Here is a 15,506-nt window from a genome sequence, read left to right on the forward strand (position 1 = left end):
TTCCTGCGGACGTTCACCCACAGGTGGCGCCCTGCCGTATTCCCGCCCCTCACTCCCGGTGACCTGAGACACACTCATCGTGTTCAGTGGGCACGCCGTCCACTGCTTTGCACGATTTCCACAGATTCCCCATGGTTTCCACCCGTGGGGGATGCTCTAGGGGGAGAAAGCTACATATGGCACAGAGTCTGCAACGGTGGAGAGGGACGGCTGCCGTCCTGGGGGCCGCCGGACTCCTGGCACTGGGCATGGGGGCGCCCGGTGCGTCCGCGGCGGTCACGCCGCGGATCGATCTCAAGGTCCTGGTCGTGGACAACGGCGCGGGCCAGGTCGGAGCCATCACCGCGGAGCTCAAGAACTCCGGTGTCCCGTACACCACGGTCAACCTGGGCGACACGAACCGCCCGACCATCAACGCGACGTTCCTGAGCGACACCGTGAGCGGCGTCCCGCGCGCCAAGTACCAGGGCGTCGTCCTGCCGAACGAGGCTCCGTTCGGGGCGGGTTCGGCCGAACAGACCGCGCTGGAGGCCTACGAGAAGACGTTCGGCATCCCGCAGGTCGACGCCTACACCTGGGCCCACCCCGAGGTCGGTCTCGACTACACCGACCAGAACGGCGGCTGGTCCGGCGTGCTGGACGGCACGACCTCCCAGATCACCACGGCGGGCACGACCGGCCCGTTCCGCTACCTCGACGGACCGCTGACCTTCGAGGACAACGACCCGGCCGTGCAGGAGACCTACGGCTACGCGGCCCACCCGAGGACGGGGTTCACCAGCTACCTGAACGCGCCCAGCGGCGGTTCGATGCTCGGGCAGTACGAGCACGACGGGCGCCGCGAGCTCGTGGTGACCTTCGCGTACAACCAGTACCAGAAGCAGTTCAAGGTCCTGGCGCGCGGAATCGTCGAATGGCTCACCCAGGGAGTGCACCTCGGGCAGGCCAGGAACTACTTCGCCGTCCACGTCGACGACGTCTTCGCGCCCGACGCCCGCTGGGACTCCGAGCGCAACTGCACCCCGGGCGACATCGACTGCGCGGGCGGCAACGGCGAGGACACCACCACGCCGATCCGCATGACCGCGGCCGACGCCGCCTACGCCGCCCAGTGGGAGGCCGACCGCGGGTTCACGCTCGACATGGTCTTCAACGCCGGCGCGGGCGAACAGTGGAAGTCCGAGAACGGCGGCACCGACGCCCTCACGGACCGGCTGCTCGCCGACAAGGCCAAGTTCCGCTGGATGAACCACACCTACACGCACCTGTTCCTCGGCTGCGTCCAGGACACCACGACCGTCCCCTGGACCTGCGCGAAGAACACCAACGGCACCACGAAGTACATGAGCCGGTCGGACATCTCGGCGGAGATCGCGAGCAACAACAGCTGGGCGGCCTCCCACGGCCTGTCCACCGACCGCACCGAGCTGGTGACCGGCGAGCACTCGGGCCTCAAGACGCTGCCCCAGCAGCCCGTCGACAACCCGAACCTCGCGCGCGCCATGGCCGACAACGGCGTCAAGTGGACCGGGTCCGACAACTCCCGTGAGCCCGAGCAGCGTTCGGTCGGCAACGGCGTGATGACCGTCCCCCGCTACCCGATGAACATCTACTACAACGCCGGCACGCCCGAGGAGATGGCCGACGAGTACAACTACATCTACACCTCGAAGGCCGCGGGCGGCAGCGGCCTGTGCGAGGGCAACGCGACGTCGACCTGTCTGTCGGCCCCGCTGAACGCGGCCACCGGCTACGCCGACTACATCGTCCCGGCCGAGGCGCGCAACGCGCTCGGGCACGCCATCGGCAACGACCCGCGTCCGCACTACGTCCACCAGTCCAACCTGGCCGAGGGCCGCATCCTCTACCCGGTCCTGGACAAGGTGCTCGCCGACTACAAGGCGATCTACGCCGACAACACCCCGCTGCAGAACCCCCGCCAGAGCGCGATCGGCACGGAACTCCAGCGCCGTACGGACTGGCAGACGGCCCTGGCGAGCGACAAGGTCACGGCCTACCGCGTCGGCAGCACCGTCACCGTCACCGCCCCGTCCGGGACCCAGATCCCGGTGACCGTGCCCGAGGGGACCAAGAAGCAGCTCCTGGTCGGCACGGCCGTGTTCGGAACGTCGTACGCGGGAGCGCGCAATGACTGGACCAAGCCGGAGCTCCTTCAGTCCGCGGTCAAGCTGAACCTGCCCGCGTAGGCACGGCGGCACCTCGGCTCGCGACGCGCACCCCGGCCCGACCGGCCGGGGTGCGCTCGTGAGCCGTGCGACGGGGAGCCGGGGGGCTCTCCGGAAGAAGAAACAGTCCCAGGGGGGAACCACGCATGATGCGCACAGGCCGTCATGTCACCATGCTCACCGAAGGCACCTACCCACATGTCCACGGCGGGGTCAGCACCTGGTGCGACCAGCTGATCAAGGGCATGCCGGAGGTCGACTTCCACATCGTCTCGCTCACCGGCAGCGGCCGCGAACCCGTGACCTGGGAGCTGCCGCCCAACGTCTACCGGCACACCCGGGTACCGACCTGGGGACCGCGCCCCGGCCGCGCACGCCCGCCACTGGGCCGCGCCCAGCGGCGCTTCGCCGAGATCTACGAGCGCTTCCTGCTCTCCTTCCTCGACCCCGACTCGCCCGAGGACTTCGGCGACGCCCTGTACGAACTGGCCGCGCTCGCCCGCGACGGACGCCTCTCGGCCGCCCTGCGCGGCGAGTCGGCGCTGCGCTCGCTGATGTGGATCTGGACCATGCCGCATCTGCCGACGGCGGCGGCCCGGCCCACCGTGCACGACGCGCTCACGGCGACGGACCTGCTGGAACACGCGCTGCGCCCGCTCGGCGTCCGGATCCCTGAGGACTCCGTCGCCCACGCGGTCAGCAGCGGCCTCGCCACGCTGCCCGCCCTCGTCGCACACCACCTGGACGGGGTCCCGTTCCTGCTCACCGAGCACGGCATCTATCTGCGCGAGCGCTACCTCGGCTACCGCGGCGCCGGACAGCGCTGGCCCGTCAAGGCGTTCATGCTCGGCTTCTACCGCGAGCTGAACTCCCTCGGCTACCGCGCCGCCGACCTCATCACCCCCTGCAACCGGTACAACCGCCGCTGGGAGGAGCGCGGCGGCGCCGACGGGGACCGGATCCGCACGGTCTACAACGGCGTCGACCCGCACGCCTTCCCGCACGCCGGACCCGAACCGGCTGTGCCCACCCTCACCTGGTGCGGCCGGGTCGACCCCATCAAGGACCTGGAGACCCTCCTTCGCGCGTACGCCATGGTGCGCGCCGAACTCCCCGAGACCCGGCTGCGGTTGTTCGGTCCCGTGCCCCCCGGCGGGGAGGCGTACCGCACCCGTCTGGAGAAGCTCGCCGCCGAACTGGGCGTCACCGACGGGCTGACCTTCGAAGGCCGCATCACCGAGGTGTGGCGCGCCTACGCGGCCGGCCACGTCGTCATGCTGTCCTCCATCTCGGAGGGCTTCCCGTTCTCGATCATCGAAGCCATGTCCTGCGGCCGTACGACGGTCTCCACGGACGTGGGCGGGGTGCGGGAGGCGGTCGGCGACACCGGGATCGTCGTCCCGCCCCGCGAACCGGAGAAGATGGCCGCCGCCGCCCTCACCCTGCTGCGGGACGAGGAACGGCGCCTGGACCTCGGCGAGCTGGCCCGCCAGCGCGTCATCGACCGGTTCACCCTGCGCCGTTCCGTCGACGCGTTCAGGACCGTCTACCAGGAACTGGCGGGCCGGCCCGCGGTGTACGAGCCCGCCGTGGAGACCGTCGACGACTGGACCCTCGAACTGCGCGACCCCTGGTACCAGGCCGTCGCCACGGACGGGACCGGCTGGTGAGCGGCTCCCTGCGCACCCGGCCCGGGGCGCCCGAGACCATCCGACCCCTGGTGCCGAGCCAGCGCCGCTCGACGAGCTGGGGACGGCCCGACCCGATCGACGAACTCGCCGCGGACCTGGCGGAGTTCGTGACCGCCGCCGTCCATCCCGACGAGGTGGCCGCGCTCCTCGAATCCGACGGCCTCTCCGACGACCAGATCCGCGAACGGTACGGCGTCACCAACTCCTTCGCCCTCGCCGAGGAGTTGTTCGAGCGCGTCGACCGGAGCTATCCCGAGCCGGGGGAACCGGCCCCCGACCCCTGGCGGACCGGTCTGATCGGCTGCCTCCTGCGCGGCATCGTCTTCGCCCTCCCCGGCCTCGGCTACGTCCTGGCCGCCCCCTTCCTCGCGGGACCGAAGGGCGCGTTCGGACTCCCGGCCGGCACCGTTCCGATGCTCGCCGGGGCGCTGTGCGGCTGGACCTGGAACCAGGGGCTCGCCCACCGCGCGTACACCTGGATGGGGCTCGGCGACCGCGCGGCCGCCCGCCGCGCGCTGCTCGTCGGCACCCCGGCCGGTGTCCTGCTCGGCTCCCTGGTGGCCTTCGCGGCGGCGGGATCGGCCGGCCGGGGCGCCGTCGCCTTCGCCGCCGGGCAGTCCGGCTACCTGGGCGCGGCCACCGTTCTGCTGGTCATGGGCAAGGAGCGCACGCTGCTCGCCGCCCTGGCCCCCATGACGGCGGGCGCCGCCGTCACCGTGTTCCACCCGGTCCCCGACCTGGCCCGCATGGCCCTGCTGCTGGGCTCCCTGGCGGCGGTCGCCCTGCTCGGACTCCTCGAAGTGGCCCCCGCGGTACGCGAACTGGGCGAGGGGAGCTGGGGCGCGGGACTGATCGCGCTGCTGCCGTACGGCCCTCTGCGGGGCGGCGCCGAGCCGTCCGGGCGGGCCGGTGAGCCGCGCGCGGCCTCCACCGGCCGGCCGGACGCGGGGAAGACCGGAACCGCACCGGGCCGTCTCGCCGCGGTCACCGCGCGGCTGAGCGCCCGCCGGTCCGCCGCGCGCCGGCACGCCGGAACCCTCGGGTACGCCCTCTTCGGGCTCGGCAGCGGTGTCCTCGTGCTGTACGCGGCGCTCGGAGACGTCCTGACGGGAGCCCGTACGGCGGTCGCCGCTCCGGCCGCGGTCGCGCTGACCCTCAGCATGGGCCCCGCCGAATGGCTGCTCTTCCGGTTCCGCAGCGGGAGCCTCGCCGGACTGCGCTCCAGCACCTCGGCGAGGAACTTCCGCCGGGCCTCCGCCGGCGCGCTCCTGAGATGCCTGACCGGCTATCTCGCCTCCCTGCTCGTGCTCGGCCTCGGTGTCTCCGCGCTGTGGCCGCACGCGCCGGCGGCCGCGGACGGGGTCAGGCTCGGCGGACTGCTCCTGCTGGGGGTGGTCATGTGGACCGGGCTGCTGCTCCAGTCCTTCGGCGCCGTCACCGGCACCGCCGCCGTCGTCTGTACCGCCGCGCTCGCCCAGACCGCGGCACTGGCCACGCACACGGGCGACGCGCACTGGGTGGGCCTGATCGTGTGCGGCGCGGCGGCGGGAGCCCAGACCCTGCTCGTCGGCGCCCGGCTGGGAAAGGTGACGGCCCACCGGTGAAGGCACTCCTCGTCCCGTACTACGAACACCCCGCCGTCCGCCCGGCCGAGTGGGACGCGCTCGTCGCCGCAGCGCCCCGGCTGTACGGCGTGGTGCTCAACCCCGCCAGCGGCCCCGGCGACCGCCCGGACCCGGAGTTCGCGGCGGTCGCCGGACGGCTGCGCGCCGCGGACGTCCGGGTCCTCGGGTACGTCGACACGGCGTACGGACGCAGGCCGCTCGCGGACGTCCGGCGCGAACTCGCCCGGCACCGCGACTGGTTCGGCACCGACGGTGTGTTCCTGGACCAGGTGGCCGCCACGGAGGGCGAGTTCGACTACTACCGGCGGCTGGCGACGACGGTGCGGGGACCGGGAGGCGGCGCCCTCGTCCTCAACCACGGCACGGCACCGCATCCCTCGTACGCCCGTATCGCCGACGTCCTCGTCACCTTCGAGGGCACCTGGGCCACCTACCGCAGGAAGCCCCCGCCGCCGTGGACGGGCACCGGCGCGCGCCTGTGCCATCTCGTGCACGCGGCACCGGCCGACGCCGACACGGCGGCGCTGGCCGGGGAACGCGGGGCCGGACTGTACTGCGCGGTCCCCGGCACGGGAGACCATCCCTGGGGCACCCTGCCGCACGGCCTGGCCCCCGCCCCGTGATCACCGCCCCGTGACCGCGGGGGTCAGCCCAGCGAGAGAACCACGAGCGCGGTCGTCGCCGCCGTCTCCGCCAGGCCGCCGAACACATCCCCGGTGATCCCGCCGAAGCGCCGGGTGCAGTGCCGCAGCAGCAGTTCGGCGGCCAGACACGACAGGCCCACCGCCACCGCGGCGCGCACGAGGTCGTACGTCCCCACGAGCGCGCCGGCACCCGCCGCCACGCCGGTCACGGCCACCGCCACCAGCAGCGCGCCGCGCACCGGCACGGTGCCGGCGACCGCCGCGCCCAGACCCCCGGGGCGGGCCGCCGGCACCCCGGTGCGGGCGGCGAGCGTGAGCGCGAGGCGGGCCGCGGCCGCCGAGACGACGGCCGCGAGGACACCCCGGCCCCACGAGACCTCGTACGCCTGGGTCAGTGCGGCCACCTGGGCGAGCAGGACGAACAGGAGGGTGATCACGCCGAACGGCCCGATGTCCGACTGCTTCATGATCCGCAGCGCGTCCTCGGCGGGCTTCGCGCTGCCCAGTCCGTCGGCGGTGTCGGCGAGACCGTCGAGGTGCAGGCCCCGGGTCAGCGCGGCCGGTACGGCCGCGGTGGCCACGGCCGCGAGCAGCGCGCCCGATCCCATGGCCAGCAGCGTCACGCCCGAGAGCGCCGCGCCCGCCCCGACCACCAGACCGGCCAGGGGAGCGCACAGCATCCCGCCGCGCGCCGCGTCACGGTCCCAGCGGGTCACCTTCACCGGGAGCGCGGTGAGGGTGCCGAACGCGAAGCGGAGGCTGTCGGGCAGCGAGGCGCCGGAGGCGGTCTTGGACATCGGCGCAGGCTACCCGGACGCCCGGAGGGCGGATACGGCGGCTCTGGATAAAGTTCGCATATGGGTCATTGGTTGTATCGGAACATCGTCGAGCCCGGGAAGCTCCCCCTGTTCCTGGCGCTGGCCTCGTTCGTCGTGACCTTCGTGGTCACCCGTGTCATCGTGCGGATGATCCGCGCCGGCAAGGGGCCCTTCGGCAACGTCAAAGCCGGTGATCTGCACATCCACCACGTGGTTCCCGGTGTCGTGCTCACGGTGATCGGCGGCTTCGGCGCCGTCGCCGGCAGCCGGTACGGATTCTGGCCGTGCGTGAGCGCCGTGGTGTTCGGCATCGGAACGGGCCTCGTGCTCGACGAGTTCGCGCTGATCCTGCACCTCGACGACGTCTACTGGACCGACGACGGGCGCAAGAGCGTCGAGGTCGTGGTGCTCACCGCCGCCCTCCTCGGCCTGATGCTCAGCGGCTTCTCGCCGCTGGGCGTCAACGACCTCAGCGACCAGGAGGCGCAGAACCGCGTCAGCGCGATCGTGACCATCGCGCTGAACTTCTTCTTCGCGCTGCTCACCCTGAGCAAGGGCAAGGCCCGCACGGCGATCTTCGGGGTGATCGTTCCCTTCATCGCCCTCATCGGCGCCGTCAGGCTGGCCAAGCCCGCGTCGCCGTGGGCCAAGCGCTTCTACCGGAACAGGCCGCGGACCCGGGCCCGGGCACGGCTGCGTTCCTACCGGCACGACCGCCGCTGGGCGGGTCCCACCCGCAGGCTTCAGGAGTGGATCGGCGGCAAACCCGACCCGGCGCCCGCCCGCTCCCTGTCCGAACGGCGGTGACGCGTGGCGGAGAGGCAGCACACCACCAGCACCGCGGCGATCGCCGCCAGGTGTTCCTTGCCCGCCAGGTTGTCCTTGACGATCACCTCGGCCACCATGGCCCCGATCACGATCCCGGCCGTCACATACGCCCGGTAGCGCCAGCACAGGAACACCGCGAGACCCACCACCGCCGCCGACGGACCGGTGTCGACGACCAGCGCGTCCGCCCCGGGCAGACCCAGCGGACGGTGCGGGCCGAGCGCGATGCCGGCACGGGCGTACAGCGTCCCGGCCAGCGTGGCGACGTACGCGACGACAAGGGTGCGCCACCAGCCCAGACAGATCTCGGCGATCCCGAAGACGATCAGGATCTGTGCGAGCGCGCCCCACACGGGCAGATCCAGGGCCGGCACGAACAGCGAGAGCGGGGTGCGGGCCAGGGCGAGCCACAGCGGGTCCTCGGCCCGGACGGCACCCGTGTCCTGCACCAGACGGTAGCCCCAGGACTGGTTCTGGACGACCTGGAGGACGGCCGTCAGGATCACCGCGCCCAGGGTCATCGGGACCGCCCGCCACCCCCTCGCCCGCAGCGCCCGGCGGACGGTCGCGTACAGCAGACCCCACTCGGCGCGGGCCCAGCGGGCGGGTGCGCTCATCCGGTCGTCCCCACGGCTCTCCCCCCGCGGGCCCTCGCCGGTCTCATCTGTGCGACTCCAGGTGCTTGCGGTGCAGCCACTTCGGCAGGCCCGGCGCCTCCAGGAACCCCTCCGCGCGCGCGGACGCGACCCCGATGCGCAGCAGGTCGGCGCTCTTCTCGAAGAGCAGGAACCGCGGCTCCCAGATCGGCCGGTACTTGGCGTTGGCCCGGTACAGCGACTCGATCTGCCACCAGCGGGAGAAGAAGCTGAGCAGCGAGCGCCACAGCCGCAGCACCGGGCCGGCGCCCAGACGCGCCCCCCGCTCGAAGACCGAACGGAACATGGCGAAGTTGAGCGACACCTGGGTGATCCCGATCTCCCGGGCGCGCCGCAGGAGTTCGATCACCATGAACTCCATGAGCCCGTTCTCCGCGTCGCGGTCGCGCCGCATCAGATCGAGGGAGAGCCCGCCGGGCCCCCAGGGCACGAAGGACAGCACCGCCCGCAAGTCGCCCTCGGCGTCCGTGCATTCGAGCATCACGCAGCGCCCGTCCTCGGGGTCGCCGAGCCGGCCCAGCGCCATGCTGAAACCGCGCTCGGTCGCGCCGTCGCGCCAGTCGTCCGCGCGCTGGAGCAGATACGCCATCTCGGCGGCCGGGATGTCCTCGTGCCGCCGGATGCGCACCCGGTACCCGGCCCGCTTGACCCGGTTGTAGGCCTGCCGGACGGTCCGCATGGCCCGTCCTTCGAGGGTGAACTCGGCCGTCTCGACGAGGGCTTCGTCGCCCAACTCCAGGGCATCGAGTCCATGGCGGGAGTAGACGGTGCCCGCCTCCTCGCTCGCGCCCATCACCGCCGGGATCCAGCCGTGCTCCCGGGCCTCGGCGAGCCAGGGCTCGATGGCGCCGGGCCACGCCTCGGGATCGCCGATGGGGTCGCCGCTCGCCAGGGAGACCCCGCCCACCACCCGGTAGGCCACCGCCGCCTTGCCGGTGGGCGACCAGACCACGCTCTTCTCCCGGCGCAGCGCGAAATAGCCCAGCGAGTCCCGGTCCCCGTTGCGGTCGAGCAGTTCCCGCAGCCGCTTCTCGTCGTCCTCGGTGAGCGGGTCGACGGCGCGCCGGGAGCGGAAGGCCGCGTAGAGCACGGCGAGCACCAGCAGGGTGCTGAGCACGTTGACGGTGACGTTGACCCAGTTCGGTGTCGAGATCCCGGGGTAGTGGGAGTCGTCGGCGGCGACCGAGACGAGCCGCAGGGTGCCGTAACGCCAGCGGTCCAGGAAGGTCGAACGGTGCGCGTCGTGCGCGTCGTTGGTGACGGTGACCAGCAGCGCGGCGAGCAGCGAGGTGACCAGGAGCCCCCCGACCGCGACGGCCGCGGCCAGTTTCGGGTTCGACCGGTCGCCCTTGGCGTAGAACTCCCGGCGGCCGACGGCCAGGGAGCCCACGAACGCCGCGGTCAGCGCGAGCGAGACCCAGTTCTGCGGGTACTGGCGGATCTCCGGGAACGCCATCGCGACGCCGAACAGCAGCAGGAACAGCCCGCTGAGCGCCGAGTTGAGGATCCACGCGGCCCGCTTGCGCCGTCGCGTTGTGATGGCCAGGAACATCGTGAACACACCGGAGGCGAAGCCCGCGGTCAGCAGATACGGCGTGAAGTAGTTCTCGGTGTTGTGCCGTCGTACGTCCTGTCCGAGCGACACCCAGGCGGCGCTCAGAAAGTTGATGAACGTGACCGCGCGCAGGTACCAGACGGCGAAGGCGGCGCACCGCCGGGAGGCAGCCGTGGACCGCCGGTCCCCGTCACTCCGGCGAACCGAGCCCCGCTCCGGGTCAACAGAAGCGGCAACGGCAACGGCACTTCGGGCATCTCCCATAATCCCGGATGATATGGCGCAAAACGCCCCCCACGAGGGAGGCCCGGTCCGACCCCGGCCACGTGAACTCCAGCGCCGACCGGGAAGGTCCAGCCCCACCCGGGAAGGCCCAGCGCCGGCAGGGAAGGCCCGGTCCCGCCCCGGGAAGGCCCGGTCCCGTCCCGGGGAAGGCCCAGCCCCGGCCGGGGACAGTTTCAGCCCCTCCGGCGTTTGAGGAGCGGGGTCCGGGGCGGAGCCCCGGGTACGGGAAGGGCAGGGGCGGAGGGGGCGAAAGAAGGCTGTGACGATCCCGGCCGGCCCCGGAACCCGACCCGCGCGGGAACTCCGGCCGGGACCTGGACCGGCGCTAAGCGCCGGAGGCGGAGCCCGAATCGAGCGCGGAGCCGGACGCGGAGCCTGACGCGGGGCCGGGCTCGGACGCGGAGTCGGGCTCGGAATCTGACGCGGGCTCGATCGCGCGGCCGGAGTCGGACGCGGGGCCGGAGTCGGGCTCGGCCGCGGGCTCGATCGCGCGGCCGGAGTCGGGTTCGGGACCGGAATCGGGCTCGGGCTTGGAGGGCTCCTCCGGGGTTTCCTCCGGTTCCGGAGCAGAGGCTTCCGGCAACTCCGCCGCAAGCCGCGCCGCAGCCAGCACCAACGGCAGGGCAAGCAACGCACCGGCCCCCTCACCCACCGTCACCCCATGGTCGAGCAACGGTTCGAGGGCCATCCGGTCCAGCGCCTTCGCCTGGGCCGGCTCCCCGCTCCGCTGCCCGGCGAGCCACCAGTCCGGCGCGCGGAAGGCGACCCGCTGGCCGACCAGCGCGCACGCGGCCGACACCACCCCGTCGAGGATCACCGGCATCTTCCGCGCCGCGCTCTGGAGCAGGAACCCGGTCATCGCGGCCAGGTCGGGCCCGCCCACCGTCGCCAGGAGCTGGAGCTGGTCCCCGAGCACGGGCCGCGCCCGCCGCAGCGCGTCACGCACCGCGGCGCACTTGCGCATCCACGCGAGGTCGTCGATGGCCTGTCCGCCCCGCCCGGTCACGACGGACGCGTCGGTCCCGCACAGCGCCGCGACCAGGACGGCCGCCGCCGTGGTCCCGCCCACGCTGATGTCGCCGAGCACCACCAGATCCGTACCGGAGTCGGCCTCCTCGTCCGCGATGGCCACCCCCGCCAGGAACGCGGCCTCCGCCTCCTGCGGAGTCATCGCGTCCTCGACGTCGATCCGCCCCGAACCGCGCCGGATCCGGTGCCGCACGACCTCGTCGGGCAGCCCCTCGGGATCGGTGTCCAGCGACATGTCGATCACCCGCACCGGCACACCGAGCCCGCGGGCCAGCACCGACGCGGGGCTGGCGCCCTCCAGGACCGCTCGCACCAGCGCGCCCGCCCCGCCCGCGGGGCGCGCCGACACGTCGAGGGCGGCGATCCCGTGGTCGCCCGCGAACAGCAGGGCGCGCGGGTGCTCGATCGGCCGTACCGGCACCGCGGACTGCGCCGCCGCCAGCCATTCACCCAGGTCGTCGAGACGGCCCAGCGCCCCGGGCGGCACGATCCGGCTCTCCCGGTGCGCCTCGGCGTCACGGCGGACGCCTCCGTCGGGACGCTCGATCAGATCGGTGAAGTCGTCGAGATTAAGCGAGCTCATTCGCCGAACAGTACCGGCACCGATCGAACGCGTCCGCGCCACGTCGTTGCACTCCGGATCCCCATCACCTACGTACCGTTTGTATCGGATTGTCGTACGGCTCGTCCCCGACAGGAGCGTCCATGCCCCCCACCCCCCAGCCGATCGCCGAACGCCGTGCCGCCTACGCGGCCGAACTCGCCCAGGGCACCGCCCGGTTCCACGAACCGCGCCGCGCCGACTGCCCGTGGTGCGGCTCGGAGCGCCTGCGCACCCGGCTGCGCACACCGGACCTGCGGCAGCGCAAGCCCGGAACGTTCGCCGTCGACGTGTGCGGGGACTGCGCCCACGCCTTCCAGAACCCCCGGCTCACCCCCGAGGGGCTGGCCTTCTACCGGCGGGACCCGCGCGAGGACGCCCACGACGGCCTCGCCGAACGGCTGCTCGGCGCCCGCGGCGGCACCGCTCACCATCGCGCGGCGGCCCGCGCCCTGCTGTCCTTCGCGGAGCCGGAGAGCTGGCTCGACGTCGGCACCGGACTCGGACACTTCCCGGCCGTGGCCAAGGAGATCCACCCGTACACGTCCTTCGACGGCCTCGACCCGACGCGGCGCGTCGAGAAGGCGCGGGCCGCGGGACGGGTGGAGGAGGCGCACGTCGGACGGCTCACCGACCCGCGGATCGCGGAGCGGCTGCGCGCCCGCTACGACGTCGTGAGCATGTTCCACCACCTGGAGCACACGCCCGAACCGCGCCAGGAACTGCGCGCCGCGCTCGCGGTGCTGAGACCCGGCGGACACCTCCTGGTCGAAGTGCCCGACCCCGACTGCGCGTTCGGCGCGCTGCTCGGCAAGTGGTGGGTGGCGTACGGCCAGCCGCGCCATCTCCACCTCATGCCGCTGCCCAACCTGCTCGGCGAACTCGAATCCCTGGGCTGTGTCGTCGTCGCCACGGACCGGCGCGAACCGCACATCCCCCACGACCTCTCGGCGGCTCTCGCGCTGGCGCTCGGGCGCGCCCTCCCCCGCTCCGACGCCCCCTGGCGCCCGGCACCGCCGACCCCCTTGCAGCGCACGGCGCGCCGGGCCCTGAGCCGGGCGTCCGTTCCGCTCCTCGCCTCCGCCGCCGCGCTGGACCGGCTGTCGGCCCCCCTGCTGCGCCGCACCCGCTTCTCGAACGCGTACCGCGTCGTCGCCCGCAAGGAGGCCTGAACCGCCGCCGCCCGCGCTCAGCCCCGCAGCGTCAGGGCCTGCCCCGCCACCACCAGCAGCACGTGCTCGCACTCCCCGGCGAAGGCCGCGTTCAGCCGCCCGAGTTCGTCGCGGTAGCGGCGCCCGGAGGCCGTGGCGGGCACGATGCCCGAGCCGACCTCGTTGGAGACGGCCACGAGCGTGCGGCGGGTGCGGCGGACCGCGGCGACGAGTTCCTCCACGCGGGCGCGCAGGGCGCGTTCACCACCCCCGGACCACTCGGCGTCGTCCCACGCGTCGACCGAGTCCATCGCGTCCGTCAGCCACAGCGACAGACAGTCGACGAGCAGGGGCGGACCGTCCTCGTCCAGGAGGGGGACCAGGTCGCACGTCTCGACGGTCTGCCAGGCGCCGGGCCGCCGCTCACGGTGGGCGCCGACCCGCTGCGCCCACTCGGAGTCCCCGCCGCGCGTGCCCCCCGTGGCGACGTACAGGACGTCGGCGAACGTCTCCATCCGCCGTTCCGCCTCCACCGACTTGCCCGAACGCGCTCCGCCGAGCACCAGCGTCCTGCGCGGAACGTCGGGCACGTCCTCGTACACGCCCACGTCGAGCGTGGTCCCGTCGGGCACGGCCCGCGCGCCCGCCGCGGCGAGCCTCCTGCGCAGCTCGGATCCCGGGGGCACGTCGTGGTCGAGGTGCACCGCGATCACGTCCGTCGTCGGGTCGACCGCGCCGGCCGCGCGCAGCTTCGCCAGGGCGTCAGGACGTCCCACCACGTCCAGGAGCACCATGTGGTACGCCTCGCCGTTCTCGTCCAGACCGGCCGGTGCCGCGCCCGGCGGCAGATACAGCAGCCGCTGCCCGGACGGGCCGGTCACCGCGTACCCCGTGCCGGGCGCGTCCATCGGCACCGCCCGCACCCGGTGCCCCGTCAGCAGTGCCAACTCCCGTCCGTCGGGCACCCGGCCGGGCTGCGGCAGTCCGGCCGGCACCTCCATGGCGGGCCCGTCGTGCGGGTGGGAGAGCAGCACCTGCCGTAGGCCGCCCAGCGAATGTCCGGCGCGGGCCGCCGCGAACGCGGCGCCGGGGGTGAGGTCGAGCAGCAGCGTGCCGTCCACGAGCAGCGCGGTGGCCGCCCGCGCCTCCTCGCCGAGCGCGCTCGCGCAGGCAGCGCAGGGACAGTCGGGGCGGGGCAGGCCCGCGGGGGCACCGGTGCCGAGCAGAGTCAGTTCCACGCCGCCGATCTTTCCGTGTCCCCGGACGTCTTGCGCGTCCGGCTAGGCTTCGGACGGGAGACGGATCTTGTCCGGCTTCCGCTGTGCAGTGTGCTCACATCTTGGAGGCGTACATGGCGGCATGGACGTGGCGGTTCGAGAAGTCCGACGGGACAGAGGTCCAACCCGCGGTGCAGCCCGAGGAGTTCACCACCCAGGGCGACGCCGAGTCCTGGATCGGTGAGGTGTGGAAGGACCTCGTCGCCGGTGGCGCGGACCAGGTGTTCCTCTTCGAGGACAGCACGCAGATCTACGGCCCGATGAGCCTGCACGCCGAAACGGAGTAGGCCGGTAGGGGTTGCCGGGGACACACCCCGGCAACCCGCGGCCGCCCGCCACGGCACCCGTGCGAGCGGCATCGGCGGCCCGGGCCGGTCGGCGACGAGGGGCCGGTCAGCCCCGTACGCCGCACAGATGGAGAAGGGCCGCCACCTGGCGGTAGGGGTCCGTCCGGCCGGCCCGCTCCTCCGCGGCCAGCATCGTCTCCGCGTCCGGCGGCATCGACGCGCCGTCGGCGGCCGTGTCCGTGAAGACGCGCACCCCGTACCAGGCGTGCAGCGGAGCCCCGATCCCGGCGAGCGTCCCGGTCAGCGTGGCGAGCCGGTCGGCCCGGACGTCGAGGCCGAGACGGTTCGTGTACGCGGTCGTGTCGAACGAGGCCAGCGCCGTGGCCCAGTCCCCGCCGATGCCGGGCCGCATGGCCAGCGCGTCCGCGTTGCGCACCAGCAGCGAGAGCAGCCCGCCCGGGGCCAGCATCCTCGCCAGCCCGGCCAGCAGGGCGTCCGGCTCCTCGACGTACATCAGGACGCCGTGACACAGCACCACGTCGAAACTGCCCGGCAGGAAGTGCACACCCGTCTCGTGCCCGTCGCCCTCGATGAGGCGCACCCGGCTCCGGATGCCCTCGGGCTCGGCGGCCAGCGCCTCACGGGCCACGGACATCATCGTGGCGTCCCGTTCGAGCCCGGTCACCTGGTGGCCGGCCCGCGCGAGCCGCAGGGACTGTGTGCCCTGGCCCGCGCCGACGTCGAGCACCCGCAGGCGCCGCCCCACCGGATAACGCCCGGTTATCTGCTCGTCGAGCTGCCGGGCCACCAGTTCCTGCCGTACGACATCCCGCAGCCCGCCCAGCCTGCTCAGCCAGGCATCCGCCGCGCCCC

Annotated in this window: 13 protein-coding genes; 7 read left to right on the plus strand and 6 right to left on the minus strand. The window is 73.2% G+C overall.

Annotated features, from left to right (window positions below):
- Positions 1-176: 176 nt before the first annotated feature.
- The 4 genes from ACF07B_RS04205 (at position 177) to ACF07B_RS04220 (ending at position 6,125) form a co-directional block, all read left to right on the plus strand.
- On the plus strand, positions 177-2,207 hold the full coding sequence (locus tag ACF07B_RS04205; RefSeq protein WP_392177673.1) for a hypothetical protein: 2,031 nt from the start codon (positions 177-179) through the stop codon (positions 2,205-2,207).
- A gap of 125 nt (positions 2,208-2,332) precedes the next feature.
- Positions 2,333-3,856 carry a GT4 family glycosyltransferase PelF gene (gene pelF / locus ACF07B_RS04210; protein ID WP_384237159.1) on the plus strand — a complete coding sequence of 508 codons (1,524 nt, stop codon included), beginning with the start codon at positions 2,333-2,335 and terminating at the stop codon, positions 3,854-3,856.
- A complete protein-coding gene (locus ACF07B_RS04215) occupies positions 3,853-5,481 on the plus strand; it encodes a hypothetical protein (protein WP_392177674.1) in 1,629 nt (542 codons plus the stop codon). The genes pelF and ACF07B_RS04215 overlap by 4 nt, the downstream gene beginning before the upstream one ends.
- Positions 5,478-6,125, plus strand: coding sequence for a spherulation-specific family 4 protein (locus ACF07B_RS04220; RefSeq protein ID WP_392177675.1), 648 nt, complete (start codon positions 5,478-5,480; stop codon positions 6,123-6,125). The genes ACF07B_RS04215 and ACF07B_RS04220 overlap by 4 nt, the downstream gene beginning before the upstream one ends.
- Positions 6,126-6,148: 23 nt before the next feature.
- On the opposite strand, the gene ACF07B_RS04225 is transcribed toward ACF07B_RS04220, so the two are convergent.
- Positions 6,149-6,943, minus strand: a complete 795-nt coding sequence (locus ACF07B_RS04225; protein ID WP_392177676.1) for an adenosylcobinamide-GDP ribazoletransferase — start codon at positions 6,941-6,943, stop codon at positions 6,149-6,151.
- Between the two features lie 60 nt (positions 6,944-7,003).
- Between ACF07B_RS04225 and ACF07B_RS04230 the strand changes: the two genes are divergently transcribed.
- Entirely contained in the window at positions 7,004-7,771 is a 768-nt protein-coding gene (locus ACF07B_RS04230; protein ID WP_369484475.1) for a hypothetical protein, read from the plus strand.
- On the opposite strand, the gene ACF07B_RS04235 is transcribed toward ACF07B_RS04230, so the two are convergent.
- The 3 genes from ACF07B_RS04235 to cobT form a co-directional block, all read right to left on the minus strand.
- Complete coding sequence (locus tag ACF07B_RS04235) at positions 7,708-8,409, minus strand: hypothetical protein (protein ID WP_384237168.1); 702 nt, start codon at positions 8,407-8,409, stop codon at positions 7,708-7,710. The two genes, ACF07B_RS04230 and ACF07B_RS04235, sit on opposite strands and share 64 nt — an antisense overlap.
- Positions 8,410-8,452: 43 nt before the next feature.
- On the minus strand, positions 8,453-10,267 hold the full coding sequence (locus ACF07B_RS04240; protein ID WP_392177677.1) for a phosphatidylglycerol lysyltransferase domain-containing protein: 1,815 nt from the start codon (positions 10,265-10,267) through the stop codon (positions 8,453-8,455).
- Positions 10,268-10,613: 346 nt separating this feature from the next.
- Positions 10,614-11,900, minus strand: a complete 1,287-nt coding sequence (gene cobT, locus ACF07B_RS04245; protein WP_392177678.1) for a nicotinate-nucleotide--dimethylbenzimidazole phosphoribosyltransferase — start codon at positions 11,898-11,900, stop codon at positions 10,614-10,616.
- 122 nt (positions 11,901-12,022) lie between these two features.
- Between cobT and ACF07B_RS04250 the strand changes: the two genes are divergently transcribed.
- A complete protein-coding gene (locus ACF07B_RS04250) occupies positions 12,023-13,090 on the plus strand; it encodes a class I SAM-dependent methyltransferase (RefSeq protein WP_392177679.1) in 1,068 nt (355 codons plus the stop codon).
- A gap of 17 nt (positions 13,091-13,107) precedes the next feature.
- On the opposite strand, the gene ACF07B_RS04255 is transcribed toward ACF07B_RS04250, so the two are convergent.
- The gene (locus ACF07B_RS04255) at positions 13,108-14,307 is read right to left on the minus strand and encodes a bifunctional adenosylcobinamide kinase/adenosylcobinamide-phosphate guanylyltransferase (protein WP_369484470.1); all 1,200 of its coding nucleotides are present in this window, start codon (positions 14,305-14,307) and stop codon (positions 13,108-13,110) included.
- 113 nt (positions 14,308-14,420) lie between these two features.
- Here ACF07B_RS04255 and ACF07B_RS04260 point away from each other — a divergent pair, with 113 nt between their 5' ends.
- Positions 14,421-14,633: a hypothetical protein gene (locus ACF07B_RS04260; protein ID WP_326788229.1), complete on the plus strand. Its 213-nt coding sequence runs from the start codon at positions 14,421-14,423 to the stop codon at positions 14,631-14,633.
- A 106-nt stretch (positions 14,634-14,739) separates the two neighbouring features.
- On the opposite strand, the gene ACF07B_RS04265 is transcribed toward ACF07B_RS04260, so the two are convergent.
- On the minus strand, positions 14,740-15,441 hold the full coding sequence (locus ACF07B_RS04265; protein ID WP_392177680.1) for a class I SAM-dependent methyltransferase: 702 nt from the start codon (positions 15,439-15,441) through the stop codon (positions 14,740-14,742).
- Positions 15,442-15,506 lie beyond the last annotated feature (65 nt).

Source organism: Streptomyces sp. NPDC015532 (assembly GCF_043078065.1).
Taxonomy (GTDB): domain Bacteria; phylum Actinomycetota; class Actinomycetes; order Streptomycetales; family Streptomycetaceae; genus Streptomyces.

Coding starts and splice junctions, on each gene's coding strand:
- ACF07B_RS04205 (WP_392177673.1), top strand. CDS start 177: ATGGCACAGAGTCTGCAACGGTGGAGAGGGACGGCTGCCGTCCTGGGG.
- pelF (WP_384237159.1), top strand. CDS start 2,333: ATGATGCGCACAGGCCGTCATGTCACCATGCTCACCGAAGGCACCTAC.
- ACF07B_RS04225 (WP_392177676.1), bottom strand. CDS start 6,943: ATGTCCAAGACCGCCTCCGGCGCCTCGCTGCCCGACAGCCTCCGCTTC.
- ACF07B_RS04230 (WP_369484475.1), top strand. CDS start 7,004: ATGGGTCATTGGTTGTATCGGAACATCGTCGAGCCCGGGAAGCTCCCC.
- ACF07B_RS04235 (WP_384237168.1), bottom strand. CDS start 8,409: ATGAGCGCACCCGCCCGCTGGGCCCGCGCCGAGTGGGGTCTGCTGTAC.
- ACF07B_RS04240 (WP_392177677.1), bottom strand. CDS start 10,267: ATGGGAGATGCCCGAAGTGCCGTTGCCGTTGCCGCTTCTGTTGACCCG.
- cobT (WP_392177678.1), bottom strand. CDS start 11,900: ATGAGCTCGCTTAATCTCGACGACTTCACCGATCTGATCGAGCGTCCC.
- ACF07B_RS04250 (WP_392177679.1), top strand. CDS start 12,023: ATGCCCCCCACCCCCCAGCCGATCGCCGAACGCCGTGCCGCCTACGCG.
- ACF07B_RS04260 (WP_326788229.1), top strand. CDS start 14,421: ATGGCGGCATGGACGTGGCGGTTCGAGAAGTCCGACGGGACAGAGGTC.